The organism is Streptomyces sp. Je 1-332 (genome assembly GCF_040730185.1).
Lineage (GTDB): Bacteria > Actinomycetota > Actinomycetes > Streptomycetales > Streptomycetaceae > Streptomyces.
Genome location: NZ_CP160402.1, coordinates 6,055,294 through 6,075,814, shown reverse-complemented (window position 1 = coordinate 6,075,814; position 20,521 = coordinate 6,055,294). Strand labels below are relative to the sequence as shown.

At 70.0% G+C, this 20,521-nt stretch carries 22 protein-coding genes; 12 read left to right on the top strand and 10 right to left on the bottom strand.

The genetic code is table 11. The features are described from left to right. Positions 1–12: 12 nt before the first annotated feature. Positions 13–1,428, bottom strand: a complete 1,416-nt coding sequence (locus tag ABXJ52_RS27560; RefSeq protein ID WP_367045364.1) for a HAMP domain-containing sensor histidine kinase — start codon at positions 1,426–1,428, stop codon at positions 13–15. Positions 1,429–1,444: 16 nt separating this feature from the next. Beyond that, the gene (locus ABXJ52_RS27555; RefSeq protein WP_367045363.1) at positions 1,445–2,134 is read right to left on the bottom strand and encodes a response regulator transcription factor; all 690 of its coding nucleotides are present in this window, start codon (positions 2,132–2,134) and stop codon (positions 1,445–1,447) included. A gap of 288 nt (positions 2,135–2,422) precedes the next feature. Between ABXJ52_RS27555 and ABXJ52_RS27550 the strand changes: the two genes are divergently transcribed. The 9 genes from ABXJ52_RS27550 to ABXJ52_RS27510 all read left to right on the top strand — a co-directional run bounded on the left by ABXJ52_RS27550 (position 2,423) and on the right by ABXJ52_RS27510 (position 9,555). Continuing rightward, positions 2,423–3,202 carry an amino acid ABC transporter ATP-binding protein gene (locus tag ABXJ52_RS27550; RefSeq protein ID WP_160507590.1) on the top strand — a complete coding sequence of 260 codons (780 nt, stop codon included), beginning with the start codon at positions 2,423–2,425 and terminating at the stop codon, positions 3,200–3,202. 56 nt (positions 3,203–3,258) lie between these two features. After that, a complete protein-coding gene (locus ABXJ52_RS27545) occupies positions 3,259–4,089 on the top strand; it encodes a glutamate ABC transporter substrate-binding protein (RefSeq protein WP_367045361.1) in 831 nt (276 codons plus the stop codon). Positions 4,090–4,202: 113 nt separating this feature from the next. Next, entirely contained in the window at positions 4,203–4,871 is a 669-nt protein-coding gene (locus tag ABXJ52_RS27540; protein ID WP_367045359.1) for an amino acid ABC transporter permease, read from the top strand. After that, positions 4,868–5,788: an amino acid ABC transporter permease gene (locus tag ABXJ52_RS27535; RefSeq protein ID WP_367045357.1), complete on the top strand. Its 921-nt coding sequence runs from the start codon at positions 4,868–4,870 to the stop codon at positions 5,786–5,788. The genes ABXJ52_RS27540 and ABXJ52_RS27535 overlap by 4 nt, the downstream gene beginning before the upstream one ends. A 250-nt stretch (positions 5,789–6,038) precedes the next feature. Beyond that, the gene (locus ABXJ52_RS27530; protein ID WP_367045355.1) at positions 6,039–6,344 is read left to right on the top strand and encodes a hypothetical protein; all 306 of its coding nucleotides are present in this window, start codon (positions 6,039–6,041) and stop codon (positions 6,342–6,344) included. Positions 6,345–6,670: 326 nt separating this feature from the next. Further along, positions 6,671–8,314: an FAD-dependent monooxygenase gene (locus ABXJ52_RS27525; protein ID WP_367045353.1), complete on the top strand. Its 1,644-nt coding sequence runs from the start codon at positions 6,671–6,673 to the stop codon at positions 8,312–8,314. Positions 8,315–8,357: 43 nt separating this feature from the next. Next, complete coding sequence (locus tag ABXJ52_RS27520) at positions 8,358–8,444, top strand: putative leader peptide (protein WP_311605579.1); 87 nt, start codon at positions 8,358–8,360, stop codon at positions 8,442–8,444. A gap of 71 nt (positions 8,445–8,515) precedes the next feature. Further along, complete coding sequence (locus ABXJ52_RS27515) at positions 8,516–9,052, top strand: cysteine dioxygenase (RefSeq protein WP_367045352.1); 537 nt, start codon at positions 8,516–8,518, stop codon at positions 9,050–9,052. Next, positions 9,049–9,555, top strand: a complete 507-nt coding sequence (locus ABXJ52_RS27510) for a rhodanese-like domain-containing protein (protein WP_367045350.1) — start codon at positions 9,049–9,051, stop codon at positions 9,553–9,555. Before ABXJ52_RS27515 ends, ABXJ52_RS27510 begins: the two co-directional genes overlap by 4 nt. A 123-nt stretch (positions 9,556–9,678) precedes the next feature. On the opposite strand, the gene recX is transcribed toward ABXJ52_RS27510, so the two are convergent. From recX to ABXJ52_RS27490, 4 genes are all read right to left on the bottom strand, one after another. Then, on the bottom strand, positions 9,679–10,428 hold the full coding sequence (gene recX, locus ABXJ52_RS27505; protein WP_367045348.1) for a recombination regulator RecX: 750 nt from the start codon (positions 10,426–10,428) through the stop codon (positions 9,679–9,681). A 3-nt stretch (positions 10,429–10,431) separates the two neighbouring features. Further along, positions 10,432–11,568, bottom strand: coding sequence for a recombinase RecA (gene recA / locus ABXJ52_RS27500; RefSeq protein ID WP_367045347.1), 1,137 nt, complete (start codon positions 11,566–11,568; stop codon positions 10,432–10,434). 261 nt (positions 11,569–11,829) lie between these two features. Next, entirely contained in the window at positions 11,830–13,137 is a 1,308-nt protein-coding gene (locus tag ABXJ52_RS27495; protein ID WP_367045345.1) for an AI-2E family transporter, read from the bottom strand. 104 nt (positions 13,138–13,241) lie between these two features. Beyond that, a complete protein-coding gene (locus tag ABXJ52_RS27490; protein ID WP_367045344.1) occupies positions 13,242–13,436 on the bottom strand; it encodes a DUF3046 domain-containing protein in 195 nt (64 codons plus the stop codon). 79 nt (positions 13,437–13,515) lie between these two features. Between ABXJ52_RS27490 and ABXJ52_RS27485 the strand changes: the two genes are divergently transcribed. Continuing rightward, a complete protein-coding gene (locus ABXJ52_RS27485; protein ID WP_367045343.1) occupies positions 13,516–14,472 on the top strand; it encodes a hypothetical protein in 957 nt (318 codons plus the stop codon). Here the strand turns inward: ABXJ52_RS27485 and ABXJ52_RS27480 are convergent. Beyond that, positions 14,443–15,642, bottom strand: a complete 1,200-nt coding sequence (locus ABXJ52_RS27480) for a helix-turn-helix domain-containing protein (protein ID WP_367045342.1) — start codon at positions 15,640–15,642, stop codon at positions 14,443–14,445. The two genes, ABXJ52_RS27485 and ABXJ52_RS27480, sit on opposite strands and share 30 nt — an antisense overlap. Positions 15,643–15,795: 153 nt before the next feature. On the opposite strand from ABXJ52_RS27480, the gene ABXJ52_RS27475 reads away from it, so the two are divergent. Next, positions 15,796–17,175, top strand: a complete 1,380-nt coding sequence (locus ABXJ52_RS27475; protein WP_367045340.1) for an alkyl sulfatase dimerization domain-containing protein — start codon at positions 15,796–15,798, stop codon at positions 17,173–17,175. Next, on the top strand, positions 17,172–18,548 hold the full coding sequence (locus ABXJ52_RS27470; RefSeq protein ID WP_367045338.1) for an MFS transporter: 1,377 nt from the start codon (positions 17,172–17,174) through the stop codon (positions 18,546–18,548). The genes ABXJ52_RS27475 and ABXJ52_RS27470 overlap by 4 nt, the downstream gene beginning before the upstream one ends. On the opposite strand, the gene ABXJ52_RS27465 is transcribed toward ABXJ52_RS27470, so the two are convergent. From ABXJ52_RS27465 to ABXJ52_RS27455, 3 genes are read right to left on the bottom strand one after another with little or no spacing between them, the layout of a single operon-like run. Further along, a complete protein-coding gene (locus tag ABXJ52_RS27465; RefSeq protein WP_367045336.1) occupies positions 18,517–18,825 on the bottom strand; it encodes an AzlD domain-containing protein in 309 nt (102 codons plus the stop codon). The genes ABXJ52_RS27470 and ABXJ52_RS27465 overlap by 32 nt on opposite strands. After that, on the bottom strand, positions 18,822–19,631 hold the full coding sequence (locus tag ABXJ52_RS27460) for an AzlC family ABC transporter permease (RefSeq protein ID WP_367049317.1): 810 nt from the start codon (positions 19,629–19,631) through the stop codon (positions 18,822–18,824). Before ABXJ52_RS27460 ends, ABXJ52_RS27465 begins: the two co-directional genes overlap by 4 nt. Further along, positions 19,628–20,521, bottom strand: coding sequence for an AraC family transcriptional regulator (locus ABXJ52_RS27455; protein ID WP_367045334.1), 894 nt, complete (start codon positions 20,519–20,521; stop codon positions 19,628–19,630). Before ABXJ52_RS27455 ends, ABXJ52_RS27460 begins: the two co-directional genes overlap by 4 nt.

Genomic DNA, 20,521 nt, shown 5'->3' with positions numbered 1-20,521 from the left:
GGCAAGCAGCCGTCAGGACGTGTGCCCCGGCTCGTCGCGCGGGACGCCCACGGTCACCCGCAGCCCGTGCGGCTCGTGCTGCTCGTATGCGAGGGAGCCGCCGCCGGCGGTGAGCAGGGCGCGTGAGATCGACAGGCCGAGGCCCGATCCCTTCACGTTCTGGTGGCGGTTGCTGCGCCAGAAGCGGTCGCCGATGCGGGCGAGTTCGTCCTCCGTGAGGCCGGGGCCGCCGTCCGTGATCACTACGGTCGTCTGTGCACCGCTCCAGGAGACCTCCACCCGCACCTCCTCGCCCTCGGGCGTGAACTTGAGGGCGTTGTCGATCACCGCGTCCAGGGCGCTGGACAGGGTGACCGGGTCGGCCCAGCCGGTGGTCGCCGGGCAGACCCCCGTCAGTCGCACCCCGCGTTCGTCGGCGAGCGGGCGCCAGGCGCCGACGCGTTCGGCCGCGAGCTCACCGATGTCGGTGAGCCGCAGATCGGCCGCGGCGTGCTCGGCCAGGGCGAGGCCCAGGAGGTCGTCGAGCACTTGGGCGAGGCGTTTGCCCTCGGTGCGCACGGAGGCGATCTCCTCGTTCCCCTCCGGCAGTTCGAGGGCGAGCAGCTCGATGCGGAGCAGCAGGGCGGAGAGCGGGTTGCGCAGTTGGTGCGAGGCGTCGGCGACGAAGGCCCGCTGCTGCTCCAGTACGTCCTCGACGTTGTCGGCCATCTCGTTGAACGACCGGGCCAGGCGCCTCAGTTCCGGCGGCCCGCCCGCGGCCGCGACCCGCGACTTCAGACGTCCGGTCGCGATGTCGTGCGTGGTGGCGTCGAGGACACGTACCGGGCGCAGCACCCAGCCCGTGAGGCGCAGCGCGGCACCGACGGCGAGGAGCATCGCAGCCGACTCGCCGGCGCCGATGAGCAGCCACCCCTGCAGTGTCTTCGAACGCATGCGTCCCGTGGGCGAGTCGGTGACGACGACGGCGATGACGTCCCCGTCCCTGATCACCGGGGAAGCGACGACGAGCCTGCCTCGCTGCCAGGGCCACACCTGGCGCGGATCGTGGCTTCCACGGGACCTGAGGGCCTCCTCGAAGGCCTCCCGCACCTCGGCGCCCCTGGGAGGCAGGAACCAGTCCCCTGGGGCGTGAGCCATGGGCTCACGGTCCCGGAAGAAGACGCCGGCCTTGATCCCGTAGACCTCGTGGTAGTAGTCGAGTTCGGTCTGGAGGGTTTCGCCCCGTTCGTCCTTGTCGCGCAGGCGCGACCCTGTAGGACGTTTCGTGACGAACTGCGCGAGTGCCGCGAACCGCGCCGTGTCGTCGATCCGGTCGATGACCACCTTCTGCTGCTGCGCCGCCGCCACGCTCACCGCGAGCGGGAAGCCGAGCGCGAGCAGCACACCCGCCATGAGGACGATGAGCAGCGGGAGGAGGCGAGAGCGCACCTGACCTCGCCACTCCCTACGCGGCCGGGGCGACGAGCCGGTAGCCCACGCCCCGCACGGTCTCGATCAGGGCCGGCATGTGCAACTTGGAGCGCAGGGAAGCGACATGCACCTCAAGGGTGCGCCCCGTTCCCTCCCAGCTGGTGCGCCACACCTCGCTGATGATCTGCTCCCGGCGGAACACCACGCCGGGCCGCTGCGCGAGGAGCGCGAGCAGGTCGAACTCCTTGCGGGTCAGTTGGACCGTCGCACCGTTCACGCTGACCTGGCGGGTGGGCAGTTCGATGCGTACGGAACCGAGGCGCAGCTCGCTGTCGGCGGGCCCGGCCGCGGCGCCCGACGGGGGCCGCCGGATGACGGCGTGGATGCGGGCGATGAGCTCCCCGGTGTCGTACGGCTTCACTACGTAGTCATCGGCCCCGAGATTCAGGCCATGGATCCGCGAGCGCACGTCGGCACGCGCCGTCACCATGATCACGGGCGTCGACCCGCGCTTGCGGATCTTTCCGCACACTTCGTAGCCGTCCTGGTCGGGCAGCCCCAGATCCAGGAGTACGACTCCGAAGGGTGCCGTTTCGCCGGGCAGCAGGGCCTGCAGCGCTTCCTCGCCGCTGCGGGCGTGCACGACGTCGAAGCCGTGCCTGGCCAGGACCGCGGACAAGGCGGCGGCCACATGATCGTCGTCCTCGACGAGGAGCAGTCTCATACGGGCCCCCTCCGGTTCATCGGTCGTTCGGTTCGCGCTCGCCGATGGCCGGTACGCGCGCGTGCACAGGCACCAAGGCATCCACTCCGATGAGTAAGGACCGCGTCAAGAGGGTTCGGGTCACGGGCACGTTCCGTTATGGAGCCGGTACGGACCCGGGCGTCCCCGTTCACACGGTGTGTCCGGTTGCGGCCGGATCGTTATGCTCAATTTCCCCTCAGATGTAATGACGCTGGTCGCACCGGGTTATTACTGTCCTCCCAACCGAGGAGGATGGAGCAACAAGCCGTGACCGAAGTATCGGTGACCAAGGACGCCATACCGCCCGGGGCGGACGACCTGGTCGTGCTGAAGAACGTCAACAAGCACTTCGGCGCTCTGCACGTCCTCCAGGACATCGACCTGACCATCACCCGCGGTGAGGTCGTCGTCGTGATCGGCCCCTCCGGGTCGGGCAAGTCGACACTGTGCCGCGCCATCAACCGCCTGGAGACGGTCGAGTCGGGAGACATCTCGATCGACGGCAAGCCGCTGCCCCAGGAGGGCAAGGAGCTCGCCCGTCTGCGTGCGGACGTGGGCATGGTCTTCCAGTCCTTCAACCTTTTCGCGCACAAGACCGTGCTCGAGAACGTGATGCTGGGCCAGATCAAGGTGCGCAAGACGTCCAAGGCGGAAGCGGAGACGAAGGCACGCGGTCTGCTGGACCGCGTAGGTGTCGCCTCGCAGGCCGACAAATACCCCGCGCAGCTCTCCGGAGGCCAGCAGCAACGCGTCGCGATCGCCCGCGCGTTGGCCATGGACCCCAAGGTGATGCTCTTCGACGAGCCCACGTCGGCGCTCGACCCGGAGATGATCAACGAGGTCCTCGAGGTCATGCAGCAGCTCGCGCGTGACGGCATGACCATGGTCGTGGTCACCCACGAGATGGGCTTCGCACGCTCCGCGGCCAACCGCGTCGTCTTCATGGCGGACGGCCGGATCGTCGAAGAGGCCGTACCGGACCAGTTCTTCAGCAACCCGCGCAGCGACCGGGCCAAGGACTTCCTGTCGAAGATCCTTCACCACTGACGCATGACGCTTTCCTGCGTCTCAACTCTCTTCTGCCGACACAAAGGATGTTCACCATGAAGGCTCGCAAGGTCACCGCGGCTGCCGCTGCCGTACTCGCGCTCTCTGTCACCGCCACCGCCTGCGGTTCGGACGACAAGGACGACAAGGGTTCCGGTGGCAAGAAGATCACCATCGGCATCAAGTTCGACCAGCCGGGTGTCGGCCTGAAGACGCCGGACGGTTACACCGGCTTCGACGTCGATGTCGCGACCTACGTCGCCAAGGAGCTCGGCTACGAGGCCGGGGACATCGAGTGGAAGGAAACTCCCAGCGCTGACCGCGAGACCGCTCTGCAGCGCGGTGACGTGAAGTTCATCGCGGCGTCGTACTCGATCAACGACGAGCGCAAGGAGAAGGTCGACTTCGCGGGCCCGTACCTCCTTGCCCACCAGGACCTGCTGGTCCGCTCCGACGACAAGATCAGCAAGGGCACGGACCTCAACGGCAAGAAGCTCTGCTCGGTCACCGGCTCCACCTCGGCGCAGAACGTCAAGAAGGAGATCGCACCGAAGGCCCAGCTGCGCGAGTACGGCACCTACTCGGAGTGCATCGACGGACTGGGCAGCGGCGCCGTTGACGCGCTGACCACGGACGACTCGATCCTCGCCGGCTACGCGGCGCAGGAGCAGTACAAGGGCAAGTACAAGCTCGCCGGCCTGAAGCTCACCAACGAGAACTACGGCATCGGCATCAAGAAGGGCGACTCCAAGCTCGAGGACCAGATCAACAAGGCCCTCGAGAAGATGGTCAAGGACAAGTCCTGGGACAAGGCCGTCAAGAAGAACTTCGGCCCGGCCAACTACAAGAACGAGCCCGCCCCGAAGATCGGCGACATCGTCAAGTGACCCCGTGTGAGCGGCTCCTGAAGCCGGTCCACTGACAGGGCACACGCCGGTACGCCGCCGCCCGGACGCGGCGGCGTACCTCGCCATCACCACATGCGAGAGCGCGGGAGATCGTGTTCGACTTTCTTGAAGACTACGACTTGCTCGAGGCCTTCTGGATGACGGTGAAGCTCACCGTCTTCGCAGGCATCGGTTCCTTGGTCTGGGGCACTCTGCTGGCCGCCATGCGTGTCAGCCCGGTTCCGGTCATGCGCTGGTTCGGTACCGCTTACGTCAACATCGTGCGGAACATTCCGCTGACGGTCATCATCGTGTTCAGCTCGCTCGGGCTCGCCGACGTCTTCGGCATCACCCTGGGCGCGGGCGACGACGTCGACACCATGACCTTCCGTCTCGCGGTGCTCGGCCTCGGGGCCTACACGGCGGCGTTCGTGTGCGAGGCGGTCCGGTCCGGCATCAACACCGTGCCGGTGGGCCAGGCGGAGGCCGCGCGCGCTCTCGGGCTGAGCTTCAGTCAGGTCCTCGGTCTCATCGTGCTGCCGCAGGCTTTCCGCTCCGTGATCGGCCCCCTCACCAACGTACTGATCGCCCTGACCAAGAACACCACGGTCGCAGCGGCCATCGGTGTGGCGGAGGCGGCTCTGCTGATGAAGGAAATGATCGAAAATGAGGCGCAGTTGTTCCTCATCACCGCGATATTCGCATTCGGATTCGTGGTGCTGACCCTGCCGACGGGCCTCATACTCGGGTGGCTCGGCAAGCGCCTGGCGGTGAAGCGATGACCTCCGTCCTCTACGACGCTCCCGGGCCCCGCGCAAAGAAGCGCAATGTCCTTCTCTCTCTGCTCTTTCTGGTTCTCATACTCCTGGGACTCTGGTGGGCCTGGACCGCCATGTCCGACAAGGGGCAGCTGGAATGGGCCAAGTGGAAGCCCTGGCTCGCCGATTCCGAGTCATGGACGACGTATCTGCTGCCCGGCCTCGCGAACACCCTTAAGGCCGCGGGCCTCGCCATGGTGATCGCCCTTCCGCTGGGAGCACTCTTCGGTATCGCACGGCTCTCCGACCACCGGTGGATCAGGGTCCCTGCCGCTGCGGTCGTCGAGTTCTTCCGGGCGATCCCGGTCCTGATCCTGATGGTCTTCGCCAACCAGTTCTACTCGGCATCCACCGACATCAGCGTCGACGCGCGCCCGATGTACGCGGTGGTCACGGGTCTGGTGCTCTACAACGCCTCGGTGCTCGCCGAAATCGTGCGAGCGGGCATCCTGTCGCTGCCCAAGGGCCAGACAGAGGCGGCCAAGGCGATCGGTCTGCGCAAGGGCCAGACGATGACGAGCGTGCTGCTTCCGCAGTCCGTGACCGCCATGCTCCCGGCGCTGGTCAGCCAACTCGTCGTCATTGTCAAGGACACCGCGCTCGGCGGCGCGATGCTCAGCTTCACCGAACTCCTCAACGCCCGGAAGACGGCTGCGTCCTTCTACGCGAGCGTCATTCCCAGCTTCATCGTGGTCGCGGTGGTCTTCATCGTGCTGAACCTGCTACTCACGAGCCTGGCCTCCTGGCTCGAGCGCCGTATGCGGCGGTCCAAGAAGAGTACGGGTGCCGTGGTGGGACCTGAAGCACTCGAAAACCTGGAAACGATCGGCCCCAAGAAGATCACTGGGGACTACGGTGAGAATACCGGGGGGACCGGCTAGCAGCGGCTGGAGAGAAGACCAGGGGGCAGCGGCTTATCGCCGCTGCCCCCTGGTTTGTGCGTGTTCCGACTGGAACACCAGAGACCGCGGAACCCGACAAGCAACGACCAGGGGAAAGCGAAATGAAGAAGACCGTAAAAGGTATAGGCGTCACAGCGCGCTTGCGTTTGCCTGCATCTTCACATCGGGAGCCGGCGCACACGCGGCAGATTCCGACTACGGCAAGAAGTACAAGGGCTGCAAGAACTACGTGAAGGTCTGGCGCAGCGGCGGCAAGGTCTACGCGTACGCGAAGCAGACCTGCAGCAGGCAGGCCGTCGTTCTCCGCCCCACGGTTGCTCTCTCCGCCAATGGCGGCAGGGACGGCTGGACGGACGCCGCGAAGGCTTGCAAGTTCGCCAAGACCTGCAAGACGAAGAAGGTCTCGCTGAAGGCCAAACGGGGCAAGACCTACCGGGCGTCGAACAGCGGAACCGCCACGCTCGGGAGGCCGAGCGGCAATGACATGTTCTGGCCGCCCTCGACCGTGGCACACGCCACCTACAAGGCCAGGTGACATCTCCGGGCTGACATCTCGCCGCTGACGTCATTCTGTCGGACGTCCGGACGCGAGCCGTCGCGTCCTCAGCGCCGGGGCGCCGAAATGCATGGGCTGCCGTCCGATACCGGACGGCAGCCCTTGTCACATCCCGCACGCTCCCCGTGTGCTCTGTCGTCGCCTCATCACACGTTCGCCCAAGCGCCACAGCAGTGGGGCGGCAACTTGACGCAGCCAGCAGCGGTGGGTTGCATACGTTCTGTGATCGTGCACCGGGCTCCAACTGCCAGTTCCTGTACGTACGTCCAGCGCTCCCGGGCCCTCGCGGCGGGAGGGTACGCACCGTGGACCCGGTGATCGTCGTCGGCGCGGGTCCCGTGGGGCTCACGCTCGCCCTGGCTCTCGCGCGTCACTCCGTACCCACCGTCGTACTCGACGAAGGGCCCGGCAAGGACGAGCAGCGGCCCGCGCGGACCGTCGTCCTGCGGGATGACACCGCGGCCCTCATGGAGCGGCTCGCCGGTCACTCGTTCGGTGACCAGGAGTCGGGCGCGCGGTGGGGCGGCTGGCGGTCCCTGCGGCGCAAGCAGCTGATGCGGGAGTTCACGTTCAGTGATGAGGTGCCCGCCCCGCTGCACGTCCCCCAGCATGCGCTGACCGGCGCCCTGCGGGCGGCCATCGCCGAGGAACGGCTCGTCAAGGTCGCGGTGGAGAGCAAGCTCGACTCCCTCGAGCAGGGCCCGGGCGGACTGACCGCCCACACGCGTGGCCCCAAGGACGCCTGGTGGCGCGGCAGTTATCTGGTGGGCTGCGACGGGCCGCGCTCGACCGTGCGCAAGCTCCTCGACGTCCGCTTCCCGGGGCGTACGGCCGTCGAGCGACACGCCGTGGCCGCCCTGCGCACGGAACTTCCGAGGCCCGGTGAGGCGTTGTTGCATCGGATGCCTCCGTGGCGCCACGGAGGCGCCGAGGTGACGGGCCGTCCGCTCGCCGGCGGGGTGTGGCGGCTCGACTGGCTGCTGCCGCCCCGCGGCGAGCTCGTGACGCCCGACGCGCTCGTGGTGCGCATCCGCGAGACCCTCGCGGGCTGGTGCGGCGGCTCCACACCACCGTACGAACTGCTCGACACGGGCGTGCACACCGTTCACCACCGGCTGGCCCGCCGATGGCGGGTCGGCCGTGCCTTCCTCGCGGGCGACGCCGCGCATCTGCTCGGCGCACTCGGCACGCAAGGGCTCGACGAAGGGCTGCGGGACGCGGACAACCTCGCCTGGAAGCTGGCCCTCGCCTGGCACCACGGCGCGCGGGACGCCCTGCTCGACAGCTATCAGACCGAGCGGCGGGCCGGTGTCGCCGCCCGGCTGCGCGCCGCCGACCAGTCGCTGCCGATACTGCGGGGCGGCAAAGGCCTGCGCTCCTACGTGCCGGGGTCCGCGCGCGGGCACGACGCCCTCCTCACCGACGGTCACGTGGGACGCGGACCTCTCGGCGCGCCCGCCTCGTACGCGGACTCCCCGCTGGCGCCTCCGCTCTCCGAGTCGGAGGTGGCCGTGGGCACGGAGCCGGGGGCGCCCGTGGCCGATGTGCCGGTGACGGCGCCCGACGGGTCCTTCGTGCGACTGCGCGACCGGCTCGGCGTGGGTCAGCTGCTCGTCGTGCTCGTCGCGCCCGGCACGGTGGTGTGGGAGCGGCGGCACTGGGTGACGGCCGGGATCATGCCCCGGCTCGCCGCCGCCGTCACGGCCCTGCCGCACCCGGCGGAACTCCTCGTCGCGGAGAGGTACCCAGGAGCCCCCGCGCACTCGGTGCTGCTGATCCGTCCCGACGGTCACTTGGTCGCCGCGCTCGGCGGCGTGCGTCCCGCCGAGTTGTATACGGCGGCCGAGGCGGCCCTCGGCGGGGTGGCTCCGAAGCGGCGTACGGACAGCGCGCAGACCACGGAAAAGGCGGAGAACACGGCCACTGTGGGGCGTCCGACCACACAGTGAGAAGGAGTTGACCGGCACGCAGCGTCATGGTCTACTCCGAAACGTGACCGACACCGATGTGCGCCTGTGGCGGAGGGTCCATATGGACCTCGTCCGCTATGCGGGCTGCGTGTGTCGTCCGTCCTGCTGAATTCGCCCTCTTCTCCCTTGCGCGTGCCCTCTTCGTGGCGCGTGCTCCCGCGAACCTCCAGGACGGTATCCGTGTCTGCCCCTGTCTTCACCGCGCGCGCCTCCACGGCGGCGCACGCGCCCACCGCCGCCGAACTCCTCGAGTTCGTACGCCGTAGCGCCGCCGACCCCGAGCTCATCGCCTCACTGCCGCTCGACCCCGAGGGCCGCACCTGGGTGCGCCTCGAAGGGCCCGGCGGCAGCGAAGCCTGGCTGATCGGCTGGCCGCCGGGCACCGGCACCGGCTGGCACGACCACGCGGAGTCGGTCGGTGCCTTCCTCACCGCTGCGGGCACCCTCAAGGAGAACGCGCTCGCCGCCCGGCTGCCCACCGACGGCTGGAAGACCCTGGAGCTGTCCGAAGGGGTGGACCGCGAGCGGGAGTTGACGGCCGGCAAGGGCAGGGCCTTCGGCCAGAACCACGTGCATGAAGTGCTGAACGAGTCCTCGAGCGAACACGCCATCTCCGTGCACGCCTACTATCCCCCGCTGCCGCGCATCCGCCGCTACAGCCGTACGGGCCCGGTCCTGCGCCTGGAGTCCGTGGAGAGCCCGGAGGACTGGCAGTGAGTGAGCATCCCGAAGGCGTACGCAGCACGGAGGCGCACCCGAAGGGCGAACCTCCCGTCGGTATCGACGAGTTGCTGGAGCGTGTGCGGCTCGACCTCGATCGGGTCACTCCGGAGCAGGCGCGTGACATCGCGGCCGCGGGGGGCCTCCTGGTCGACATCCGGTACGCCGCCTTGCGCGAACGTGACGGCCTGATCCCCGGAGCCCTCGTGGTCGAGCGCAACGAACTGGAGTGGCGTCTGGACCCGCAGGGAAGCCACCGTGCCGCGGAGGCGGTGAGCCACGATCTGCGGGTCGTCGTGATCTGCAACGAGGGTTACGCGTCGAGCCTCGCCGCCGTCTCCTTGCGGCAGTTGGGGCTGCGGCACGCGACCGACCTCATCGGCGGGTTCCAGGCGTGGAAGGCCGCCGGCCTCCCTGTCACCGCCGGGCTCCCGGTCACCGCCGGGCTCCCTGTCGCCGCCGGGCCTCCCGCCACCGCCGGGCTTCCAGCCTCGGGTTGATCAGGCTCGCTCACTGCCGGGCCTTCGCCACCGTGCCGGGACACGCGAAAGGGCCGGGCCGCGGTTCGCGCCGCGCTGCCCGGCCCTGACCTGGGCCCCACCCCCGCGAGGGCCCTGGTCGGCTCAGTCCCCGTCGTACCCCAAGTCCCCCGCGTCCTCGCCCTCTTCCTCGATGGCCTGCCGGACGATCCGGAGCGCCAGGCCTTCCGAGTAGCCCTTGCGGGCGAGCATGCCCGCGAGGCGGCGCAGCCGTTTGTCGCGGTCCAGGCCCCGCGTGGCACGGAGCTTGCGGGCGACGAGCTCGCGCGCGGTCGCCTCCTCCTGCTCCGAGTCGAGCTGTCCGACGGCCTCCTCGATCAGCGTGGCGTCCACGCCCTTCGTACGCAGCTCCTGGGCGAGCGCCCGGCGGGCCAGACCCCGGCCGTGGTGCCGGGACTCCACCCACGCGCCCGCGAAGGCACCGTCGTTGATCAGGCCGACCTCTTCGAAGCGGGTCAGCACTTCCTCCGCCACGTCTTCCGGGATGTCTCGCTTGCGCAGCGCGTCCGCCAGCTGTTTACGCGTGCGCGGAGTCCCGGTGAGCAGCCGCAGACAGATCGCCCGCGCCTTCTCACCCGGGTCCGCTGCCGGCGGCTCCCCCTTCTCGGCCCTCGACGAGGAAGGGGGGCCGCTGTCCTGTGAACCGCCGCCTCGGCCTTCGCCGAAACCGCCACGCCGTCGGCGACCTCGCCGGCCACCGCCCCCGCGGAAGCCGGTGTCGTCACCCTCCTGGCCGGTGCCACCCTGATCCACACCGTCCGCGGGGCCTCTGCCCGCGGGATCGGTGTGGTGCTCGGGAGTGATCTGGTCCGCCCAGTCCGTGCGCCGCGTCATGGATCAGCTCTTGGCCGCGGCGGCCTTGGGCTTGGTGGCCTTGGCAGCCGGCGCGGGCACCGTCTTGGCGGCGTCCTCGGCCGCCGCACCCGCCGCACCCGCCGCGTCCTTGCCCGGCTCCGCGGTCGGCTCGTCGGCCTGCGGCTTCACGCCGACGCCCAGCTTCTCCTTGATCTTCCTCTCGATCTCGTTGGCGAGATCGGGGTTGTCCTTCAGGAAGTTGCGGGCGTTCTCCTTGCCCTGGCCGAGCTGGTCGCCCTCGTACGTGTACCAGGCGCCCGCCTTGCGGACGAAGCCGTTCTCCACGCCCATGTCGATCAGGCCGCCCTCGCGGCTGATGCCCTGGCCGTAGAGGATGTCGAACTCGGCCTGCTTGAAGGGGGGCGCGACCTTGTTCTTGACGACCTTGACGCGAGTGCGGTTGCCGACCGCGTCCGTGCCGTCCTTCAGGGTCTCGATCCGGCGGATGTCGAGCCGCACCGAGGCGTAGAACTTCAGCGCGCGGCCACCGGTCGTGGTCTCCGGCGAGCCGAACATCACGCCGATCTTCTCGCGGAGCTGGTTGATGAAGATCGCGGTGGTCTTGGACTGGTTGAGCGCGCTGGTGATCTTCCGGAGCGCCTGGCTCATCAGGCGGGCCTGCAGACCCACGTGCGAGTCGCCCATCTCACCCTCGATCTCCGCACGCGGCACCAGGGCCGCGACGGAGTCGATGACGATCAGGTCGAGCGCGCCGGAGCGGACCAGCATGTCGACGATCTCCAGAGCCTGCTCGCCGTTGTCCGGCTGGGACAGGATCAGGTTGTCGATGTCGACGCCCAGCTTCTTCGCGTACTCGGGGTCGAGTGCGTGCTCGGCGTCCACGAAGGCGACGGCGCCGCCCGCGCGCTGTGCGTTCGCCACGGCGTGCAGCGTCAGCGTCGTCTTACCGGAGGATTCCGGTCCGTACACCTCCACCACACGGCCGCGCGGGATGCCGCCGACGCCGAGCGCGACGTCGAGCGCGGTCGATCCGGTGGGGATGACCTCGATGGGGTCGTTCGGCCGCTCGCCCATGCGCATCACTGCGCCCTTGCCGAATTGCCGTTCAATCTGTGCGAGCGCGGCTTCGAGCGCCTTCTCGCGGTCGGTTCCTGCCATGGGTTCCACCCGATTTGCTTGTGTCGATCGCTTCACGTCAATGACGCTAGCGCCTGCCACTGACAATCCGCCCCGACGCCCGTCCGGCCTGTGGATAACTCGAGGCGATCGCCCCGCCGAAATCCGTCGGAGCCCCAGGGATCCCCCCGCGAAAGCCCCGGGAAAACGCCGCCAGGCAACCCATAAGAATGGATGTTCGATTTTGGTGTCAAGCGCACCACGCGACTCACACCGAGACTTCGGAGCGGGCCCGGAAGAGGCCTACCGGCGCTCGTCCGAGCCCGACGCGGAGCCGGTCCCGCCCGACGCCTCCTCCGACGCGACCTCGGCCTCCGAAGCCGCCCCGGGGTGGTTCGGCCCGCGCATGGCACGTCTCACGCGCGTCAGAAGGGACACCCCGCCCTTGCGGCGGTGCCCGTGGACGCGGGGGTCGTCCGTGACGTCGTACCGCTTCACGTAGGCCCCCAGGAAGGCCTGCAGGGTCGCGATCGCCGGGATGGAGATCAGGGCGCCGACCGCTCCGAGGAGCGCCGTGCCCGCGATGACCGACCCGAAGGCGACCGCCGGGTGGATGTCCACGCTCTTGGCGGTGAGCTTGGGCTGCAGGACGTAGTTCTCGAACTGCTGGTAGACCACGACGAAGATCAGCACCCACAGCGCGTACCAGGGATTGACCGTGAAGGCGATCAGCATCGGCAGGGCGCCCGCCAGATACGTGCCGATGGTGGGGATGAACTGGGAGACCAGGCCGACCCACACCGCGAGCACGGGCGCGTACGGCACGCTGAGGACCTGCAGCAGGACGTAGTGCGCGACTCCGGAGATCAGCGCCATCAGACCGCGCGAGTAGATGTAGCCGCCGGTCTTGTCGACCGCGATCTCCCAGGCGCGGAGCACTTCGGCCTGACGGGCGGGCGGCAGCACCGAGCAGAGCGCACGCCGCAGCCGCGGGCCGTCGGCCGCGAAGTAGAACGAGAACAGCAGGACCGTCAGGAGCTGGAACAGGCCTCCGAGGACCTGCGCCGACACGTCCAGGACGCCGCTCGCGCTGTTCTGCACGTACTTCTGCAGCCAGTCCGAGTGGACCAGGCTGTCCTGGATCTCGACCCGGGACAGCTCCGTGTGGAACGTCCGGTTGATCCAGCTGATGACATCGTCGAGGTACTCGGGGAAGTCCTCGACCATGTCCACGATCTGGCCCGCGAGCATCGACCCCATGAGCGTGATGAAGCCCGCGCCCACGATCAGGACACCGAGGAAGACCAGGAAGGTGGCGAAGCCCCTGCGCAGCCCGCGCGCGGCCATCCAGCTCACTGCCGGCTCGACCGCGAGCGCCAGGAAGAACGCGATCAGGATGTTGATCAGCAGCCCGGTCAGCTGATGGAAGGCCCAACTGCCCAGCTGGAAACAGGCGATGAGCGCGAGGGCCAGCACCATGGCGCGCGGCAGCCAGCGCGGCATGCTGGCGGCCCGCCCGGTCTCCGCCCCGTTCGGGGGCTGGGCGGGCGGCGTCGTGCCGAGCGGAGCTACGTCCTGAGTGACCTGCGCGGTCTCGTCTGTCGATGCCACGGGGCCAGTCTCGCCCACGCCACCGACATTCGGTTGCCACCCCCGCGTCTTCGCGCTCGACGACGCTCCGGACGGGTCGCACCGGACGGTGAAGTGTCCGGCCGTCAGCGCCTTTCGGCCGGTACGTCCATCGCCGCGCACACCGCGCGCCAGACGTCCTTGGCTTCCCAGCCCGCGTCCAGAGCCTGATGCACCGTGCGCCCGCCGAGCTCGGCCATCACATGGTCACGAGCGAACGAGTCGGCGTACCCCTGTCCGAAGTGGTCCGCCATCCGCTCCCAGAAAACCGTCAACCGCATGCCCCCAGTATCGCTCCCTTGAGAGTGCAGCCGGACGCGGAGGGCCTACCGAAGGCGCTTTCCGGCCTACGGTCTGTGCATGGCCGAAACCGGAGCATCCCCGCACGCCGCGCACTCGCCGGTCGCACGCGCCGAGCACTTCGTCTGGCTCACCGCGCGCATCCTTGAGCAGCGGCGGTTCGCGTACCACTTCCTGGGCGGCTCGGGCGGCACCGGAGCCGCTCCGTCGGCCGACGCCGTCGAGACCGCCCTGGCCGCGTACGACACCGAGGACGGCGGGTTCGGGTGCGCGCTCGAACCGGATCTGCGCGGCCCCGTCAGCCAGCCCCTGCACGCCGGACACGCGCTGCGCGTCCTGGACTCCATCGGACGCTGCGGCGGGCAGCGGGTGGAGCGCGTGTGCCGCTATCTGACATCCGTGTCGACGACCGACGGCGCCCTCCCGGCGATCCATCCCAGCCAACGCGGTTACCCCTCGGCGCCGTTCGTGCCCGTGGTGGACGACCCGCCGAGCGAACTCCTCGCCACCGGCCCCGTAGTGGGCCTGTTGCACCGCAACGAGGTGTGGCACGCCTGGCTGTTCAGGGCCACCGACTTCTGCTGGGCCGCGGTGGAGTCCCTGGAGAAGTCCCATCCGTACGAGATCGAGGCGGCCGTCGCCTTTCTCGACGGGGCACCCGACCGCCCGCGCGCGCAGGCGGCAGCCGACCGGCTCGGCAGGATCGCCCGGGAGCAGGGTCTCGTGACGCTCGACCCCGAGCGGCTCGACGCGTACCCCGTGGCTCCGGGCTACGCCCCGGGTGAGCACCACTTCGCGCACGACTACGCGAAGGACCCCGAGTCGCTCGCGCGCGCGTGGTTCACCGACGAGGAGATGGCGCTCTCCCTGGACCACCTGGAACGGGAGCAGCAGGAGGACGGCGGCTGGCCGATCCGCTGGCGGCAGTGGGCGCCCGGCAGCGCCCTCGAAGCGCGCCCGATCGTCACCATCGAGGCGCTGCGCACGCTACGGGCGTACGGGCGGTCCATCGGCTGACGGGGCCTCCTCGGACTCCCGCAGGAGCAGCGCCGCGATGGCGAGTGCCGTGCCGCGGGGCGTAGACAGGTCGATGCCGGTGCGTTCGCCGATCTTCGCGAGACGGTTGTCGACGGTGTTGGGGTGCAGGCCGAGGGCGGCGGCGGTCGCCCTGCGCTCCTGCTGATGACCCAGGTGGGTGCGCAACGTCTCCAGGAGCTCGGGGCGGTCGGCGACCGGGTCGAGCAGCGCGGAGATGAGGTGGCTGCTCTCGTTGCGGCGGGAGAGGTGGTACTCGAGGAGCACGTCCTCCATGCGGTGCAGTGCCGGCGGCAGACCGCACGCGCGCGTGATGCGCAGTATCTCGGTCGCGGTCCGCGCCGCGTCCGTCACGGCCTCGGGTCCGGCGGCATTTACGGCGGCCACGCGTACGGGAAGGTCGCAGGCCTTGCCCAGGCGGCGCGGCAGGTCTTCGGGGGGCCTGCATTCCCGCGGCACGATGACCCGGCCGCCGTCGGCCTCCAGGAGCGCGAGCACCTCCACATCGAAGGCGTGGTCCAGGGTGGTCTGCACGCGCCGCAGCCGCCGCCGTACCGCTACGGGGCCCTCGGCCGGCGCCCCGTCGAAGCCGACCGCGAGGACGAGCACGGGTCCCGCGAGGCGCAGCTGGTCGAGCAGCACATGGCCGGGCGGCACCATGCCGTCGAGCAGACCGCGGACCAGGGACTTGCGCTGGGCGCGCTGCTCGGCCTCCAGGGCGGAACGCTCGTCCAGGTAGGTCTCGGCCACGGCTCCGACGATCGTGGGGTGCGACTGCAGCAGCACGTCCACGAGCTCGACCAGGGCCGCTTCCTCACCGGGGCGTGCCACCTCGCGCAGCGCCTGCCACAGGACGTAGACGCCCAGAGCGTGCGTCCGCAGCAGCAGATGCAGCGGCATGCCCTCTTCCGCGCGCTGTGCGGCCCGCTCGCGGAAGAGGCGATGGCTGCCGGGCTGATCGGAGACGTGACGCAGGAACAGGCGCACACCGTGGCGTGCCGTCGCGGCTATCTCCAGGTCCTTCACGTCGTCGGGGAGCTCCGCGTAGCCGGGCAGCTCCTCGAACGACTCACGGGCCATCCTGCGGGCCAGTTCGTTGACCCGGGGCTCGCAGCGCGCCGCGAGGGACCTCGCCTCGGAGGACAGGGCCATGGTGTCTCCTCTCCGGGGGCGGGGCCGCGGTTGTGACGCGTCACATTACCCACGGGACCTGTGTGTGACGGGAGCGGGTGTTCGATCACGCGGCGGGGTCCGAAACTCGTGACCTGTGGCCATCCACCCCACCGGACACGAGGAGCCGCGGGCATGACCGAGCACAAGGCAGTGGACTACTCCGAGTACGTCGACCGGGTCTGGCGGGGCGAGGAGACGCTCCTGGCCCACCTCACCGGCGCGTACACCGGGGACGAGCTGGTACGGCTGCGCGACCGGGTGGGGTTCTTCCCGGCGTTCGCGAACGTCGCGGTGTTCGACACCGGCGACGGGGTGGTGCTCGTCGACTCTGGGGACTTCCGCACGGCGCGGCAACTGCACACGGCGGTCGGCGGTTTCGGCGCGGGGCCGGTGCGCTCGGTGGTGTACACGCACGGCCATGTGGACCACGTCTTCGGAGTGTTCCCCTTCGACAGCGAAGCGGAGGCGACGGGCGGCCGCCCGCCCGAGGTGATCGCCCACGAAGGCGTCACCGCACGCTTCGACCGCTACATCCGGACCGCGGGATACAACTCCTGGATCAACCGCAAGCAGTTCGGAGTGCCCTCCCTGGAGTGGCCCACCACGTACCGCTACCCGGACACCGTCTACCGGGAACGCCACACCGTGCGCCGCGGCGAGCTGACCTTCGAGCTGGTCCACGCGCGCGGGGAGACCGACGACCACACCTATGTGTGGATACCGGAGCTCAAGACACTGTGCACGGGCGACCTGTTCATCTGGAACTCGCCGAACGCCGGCAACCCCCAGAAGGTGCAGCGCTACCCGGAGGACTGGGCACGAGCCCTGCGCGCCATGCAGGAACTCGGCGCCGAACTGCTGCTCCCCGGGCACGGGGTACCCATCGTGGGCGCCGAACGCGTGTACCAGGCGCTCGACGACACCGCACGGCTCCTGGAGTCCCTGTGTGAGCAGACCAGGGCGCTGATGAACGCGGGCCATCGACTGGACGCCGTCATCCACGGCGTGAAGGTCCCGGAGGAACTCCTCGCGAAGCCGTACCTCCACCCCGCCTACGACGAGCCGGAGTTCGTCGTACGCAACCTCTGGCGGCTCTGGGGCGGCTGGTACGACCAGAACCCCGCCCACCTCAAGCCGGCCCCGGAGGCCGCGCTCGCGGCCGAGTTCGCGAAGGCCGCTGGAGGAGCCCACGTCTTGGCGCAGAGGGCCGCTCAGCTGCTGGTCGAAGGCGAGCTCCGGCTTGCCGCGCATCTGGCGGAGACGGCCGCGCTGGCCGCGCCCGCCGATGCCGGGGTGGCACGCGTGCGTGCCGAGGTGTACGCGCTGCGTGCCCGCCAGGAGACGTCGACCATGGCGCGCGGTGTCTTCAACTGGGCAGCGGCGGAATCGGCCGCCGTGGCCGAAGGCACGGACCTGGAGACGGAGTTGACGCGTACCCCGGAGGGACGCAGCCGCGCAGCCGGGGCGATCAGTGTCGGCGTGATCGACGCCGAAGACGGCTGCTGCGGATGAGCGGGGTCCAGGGGACGAGCGGGGCCTGGCGGACCACCTGGCTGCTCCTGACCTTCATGGTCGTGAACTTCGCCGACAAGGCGGTCCTGGGGCTCGCGGGGCCGGAGATCCGGGCGGACTTCGGCATCACCCGCCAGGAGTTCGGTACCGCGCAGTCGGCGTTCTTCGCCCTGTTCTCCGTGGCGGCGATCGGAGTCTCCGCCCTGACCCGGAAGGTGCGCACCACCCCGCTGCTCCTCGTGCTCGCCCTGATGTGGTCGGCGGCCCAGCTGCCGATGCTGTGGGGAGCGGCGGGCTTCGGCACCCTGCTGGCGACAAGGGTGCTGCTCGGCGCGGCCGAGGGGCCCGCGGCACCGGTCGCCATGCATCACGTGCACGGGTGGTTCCCGCAGCGCGAGCGGGCCCTGCCGACTGCGATCCTGCTGGTCGGCGCCGCGGCCGGGGTGGCGGTCGCCTCTCCGGTCCTGACCTGGGTGATCAGCCACTGGGGCTGGCGCTGGTCGTTCGGCGTGGTGGGCCTGATCGGCCTCGTCTGGGCGGGGGCCTGGCGGGCCTGGGGCTCGGAGGGGCCGCTTGCGCCGCCGGTCGGCAAGGAGACGGAAGCCGAGGGGGGCGCGGGAGCCGCAGGAGCCGCGTCCTCCTTAGGAGGCTCTTTTGAGCTCTCCGTAGCGGCCGATACTGTCCCGCTGCGCCGGATCCTCCTGTCGGGGTCCTTCGTGACAGCGGCCTTCGGCGCCTTCGCGGCGTACTGGCTGATGAGCACTCTGTTGACGTGGACGCCCGACTACTTGGAGAGCGTCGTCGGATGGGACCTCCACCAGGCGGGCACGCTGGTGGGCGTGGGAGCCCTCGCCAACGGCGCGGTGCTCCTCGTGCACGGCTTGCTCGCGCAGCGTTCCGCGCGGCGGGGCGACCCACCCCGGCTGCCGGTGGGCGCGGGAGCGGGACTGCTCATGACGGTGGCGGGCTGTGCCGTCGCCACGTTCGGTACGACGGACTCCATGTGGATCAAGGTGCCGCTGATGATGGGCCCGATGGCCCTGGCCATGGTGATGCTCACCGTGGCGTCGACCGCCTGCGCCCAGATCGCCCCGCCCTCCCGGCGAGGCCTCGTCCTCGGTGTCCTGACCTTCGTCTACGCCCTCGGCGGGATCCTCTCCCCGCTGGTCCTCGGCGGCATGGTGGACCGGGCGGCCACGGTGTCCGCGGGCTACCAGCAGGGGTGGTTGCTGACCTCGGGGCTGCTCCTGACCGCAGGCGTCCTCGCGGCGCTCTTCTGCCGTCCGGAACAGGCCGCGCGGCGACTCGGGGCCCCCGCGACGACGGGGACAGCCACACCGGTCAGCCCATTAGCGCCCGCGCCCCCGCGGTGACGACCACCGCCGCTCCGATGACGACCAGGAACGGGGCCCGCAGCAGCAGCGCCACGGCCGCCGCGGCGAGCCCCAGGGCCTTGCCGTCCAGCTCCAGGACCTGGCCCTCGGCGAAGGCCTGCTGGGCCGTGAGCGCGGCCAGCAGAGCCACAGGGAGCAGGGCGGCCATGCGTTTGACGAGCGGCCGCTCCAAGGCGCCGGCGGGCACCAGCAGGCCCGCGAGTTTCACGAGGTAACAACCGACGAAGGTCACGCCGATCGCGATCCAGATGTTCAACGGTCTTCCCTCTGCGTGTCGTTCGGGCTGTCGATCTGCGAGTCGTTCGGGACGCCACTCCGGGTGTCCTCGGAGCGTGCGGCTCCCTTGGCGGATGCCTTGCGCCCCTCTACGTAGAGCACCATCGGCACGGCGAGCGCGGCCACCAGGACCGGCACACCCGCCGGCAGCACCGGCAGCAGGCCGAGCCCCAGGACGACCGCGACCGCCGCCACGGCCCGCTCCGTGGTCGTCCGCAGCATCGGCGCGAGCAGCGCAAGGAAGACCGCGGGTCCCGCGGCGTCGAGCCCCCACGCGTCGGTGTCCCCGATGGCCTCGGCGCCCAGCGCCCCGAGGAGCGTGGTGACGTTCCACAGCAAGTAGAGGCTCAGTCCGGTGACGGTGAACCCGATGCGGGCGGCGCGCCGGGTCGGCTGTGCCAGCGAGACGGCCGTGGTCTCGTCGATGACCCAGTGGGCGGCGAACGGGCGCACCGCGCGCGGGAGGGCCAGCAACTGCGAGAGCCGCAGCCCGTAGAACGCGTTGCGCACGCCGAGGAAGAAGGCGCCCGCCGCCGCGGTGAACGGGTTGCCGCCGCCCGCGAGCGCCCCGACCAGCGCGAACTGCGAGGCCCCGGTGAAGACCAGCAGGCTGAGCACGCAGGTCTGGAGCACGGTGAGGCCGCTGCCCGCCGAGGTCACTCCGAAGGCGAAACCGGAGAGCCCGACGGCGACCCCGACGCCGAGGGCGTCGCGTACGACGGCGGAGTCGGGTTTCTCCGGTGTGCCGGTCGACCGGTCGTCGGGCTCCGTCTGGCCTGGGGCTATGTCTGCGTGTGTCGTCTGTTCTGCCACACACCGGACGGTACGAGCTGGGCCGATTCCCCGTCTTGTACGTTCTTGCGCTCACGCTGGTAGGCCCCGGGCGGCACCCCGACGATCCGCGTGAAGTGCCGGTTCAGGTGCGGCTGGTCGCTGAAGCCCAGGGCGACCGCCGCTTCAGCGGGTGTCGTTCCCGCGTCCAGGAGACGCCGTGCGGCCCGCACACGGGCGTCGGTGAGCCACGCGTGCGGAGGCATTCCGTATGCGTCACGGAAGGCCCGCAGCAGGGCGAAGGGGCCGACTCCGAGATCGGTGGCGAGCCGCTCCAGGCTCGGTGGGTCGGCGAGCCGCTCCTCCAGGACGCCACGCGCGCGTGCCGCGGTCCTGGCACCGGCCGTGCGCACGGCACGCTGCGGGACGGGGCCGCCGTTCATCCGCAGCAGCCGGGTCACGGTCACCCGCAGCAACGTGTCGGCGGCCAGCGCGTTGCCTTCATCGGCGGCTCGCAGCACCCGGTGGACGAGGGTCACGGCGTACGGGTCCTCGAGCACCGGTCGGACGAAGCCGGGGGTCCCTCGAATGGCGGTGGTCTCCGCGGCGATGCCCGAGACCAGTTCGGGCGACGGATAGACCGCCGCGTACCGCCATCCCTCGGGTGCACCGGCCCGGCCGGTGTGCGTGGTGTCGGGATTGATCAGAGCCAGGGTGCCCGCCCCCGCGTGCTGGTCGGCGCCGCCGTGGTGGAAGACGTCGACGCCCTCGGCGATCGCGGCGATCACGAAGTGCTCGTGGGTGTGCCGCACGAACGTCTTGTTGATGTAGTGGGCACGCAGCAGGTCGACCCCGGGCAGCTCCGCGTACCGCCAGTGCCGCGCCTGCTCCGCCGAACCTGCCAT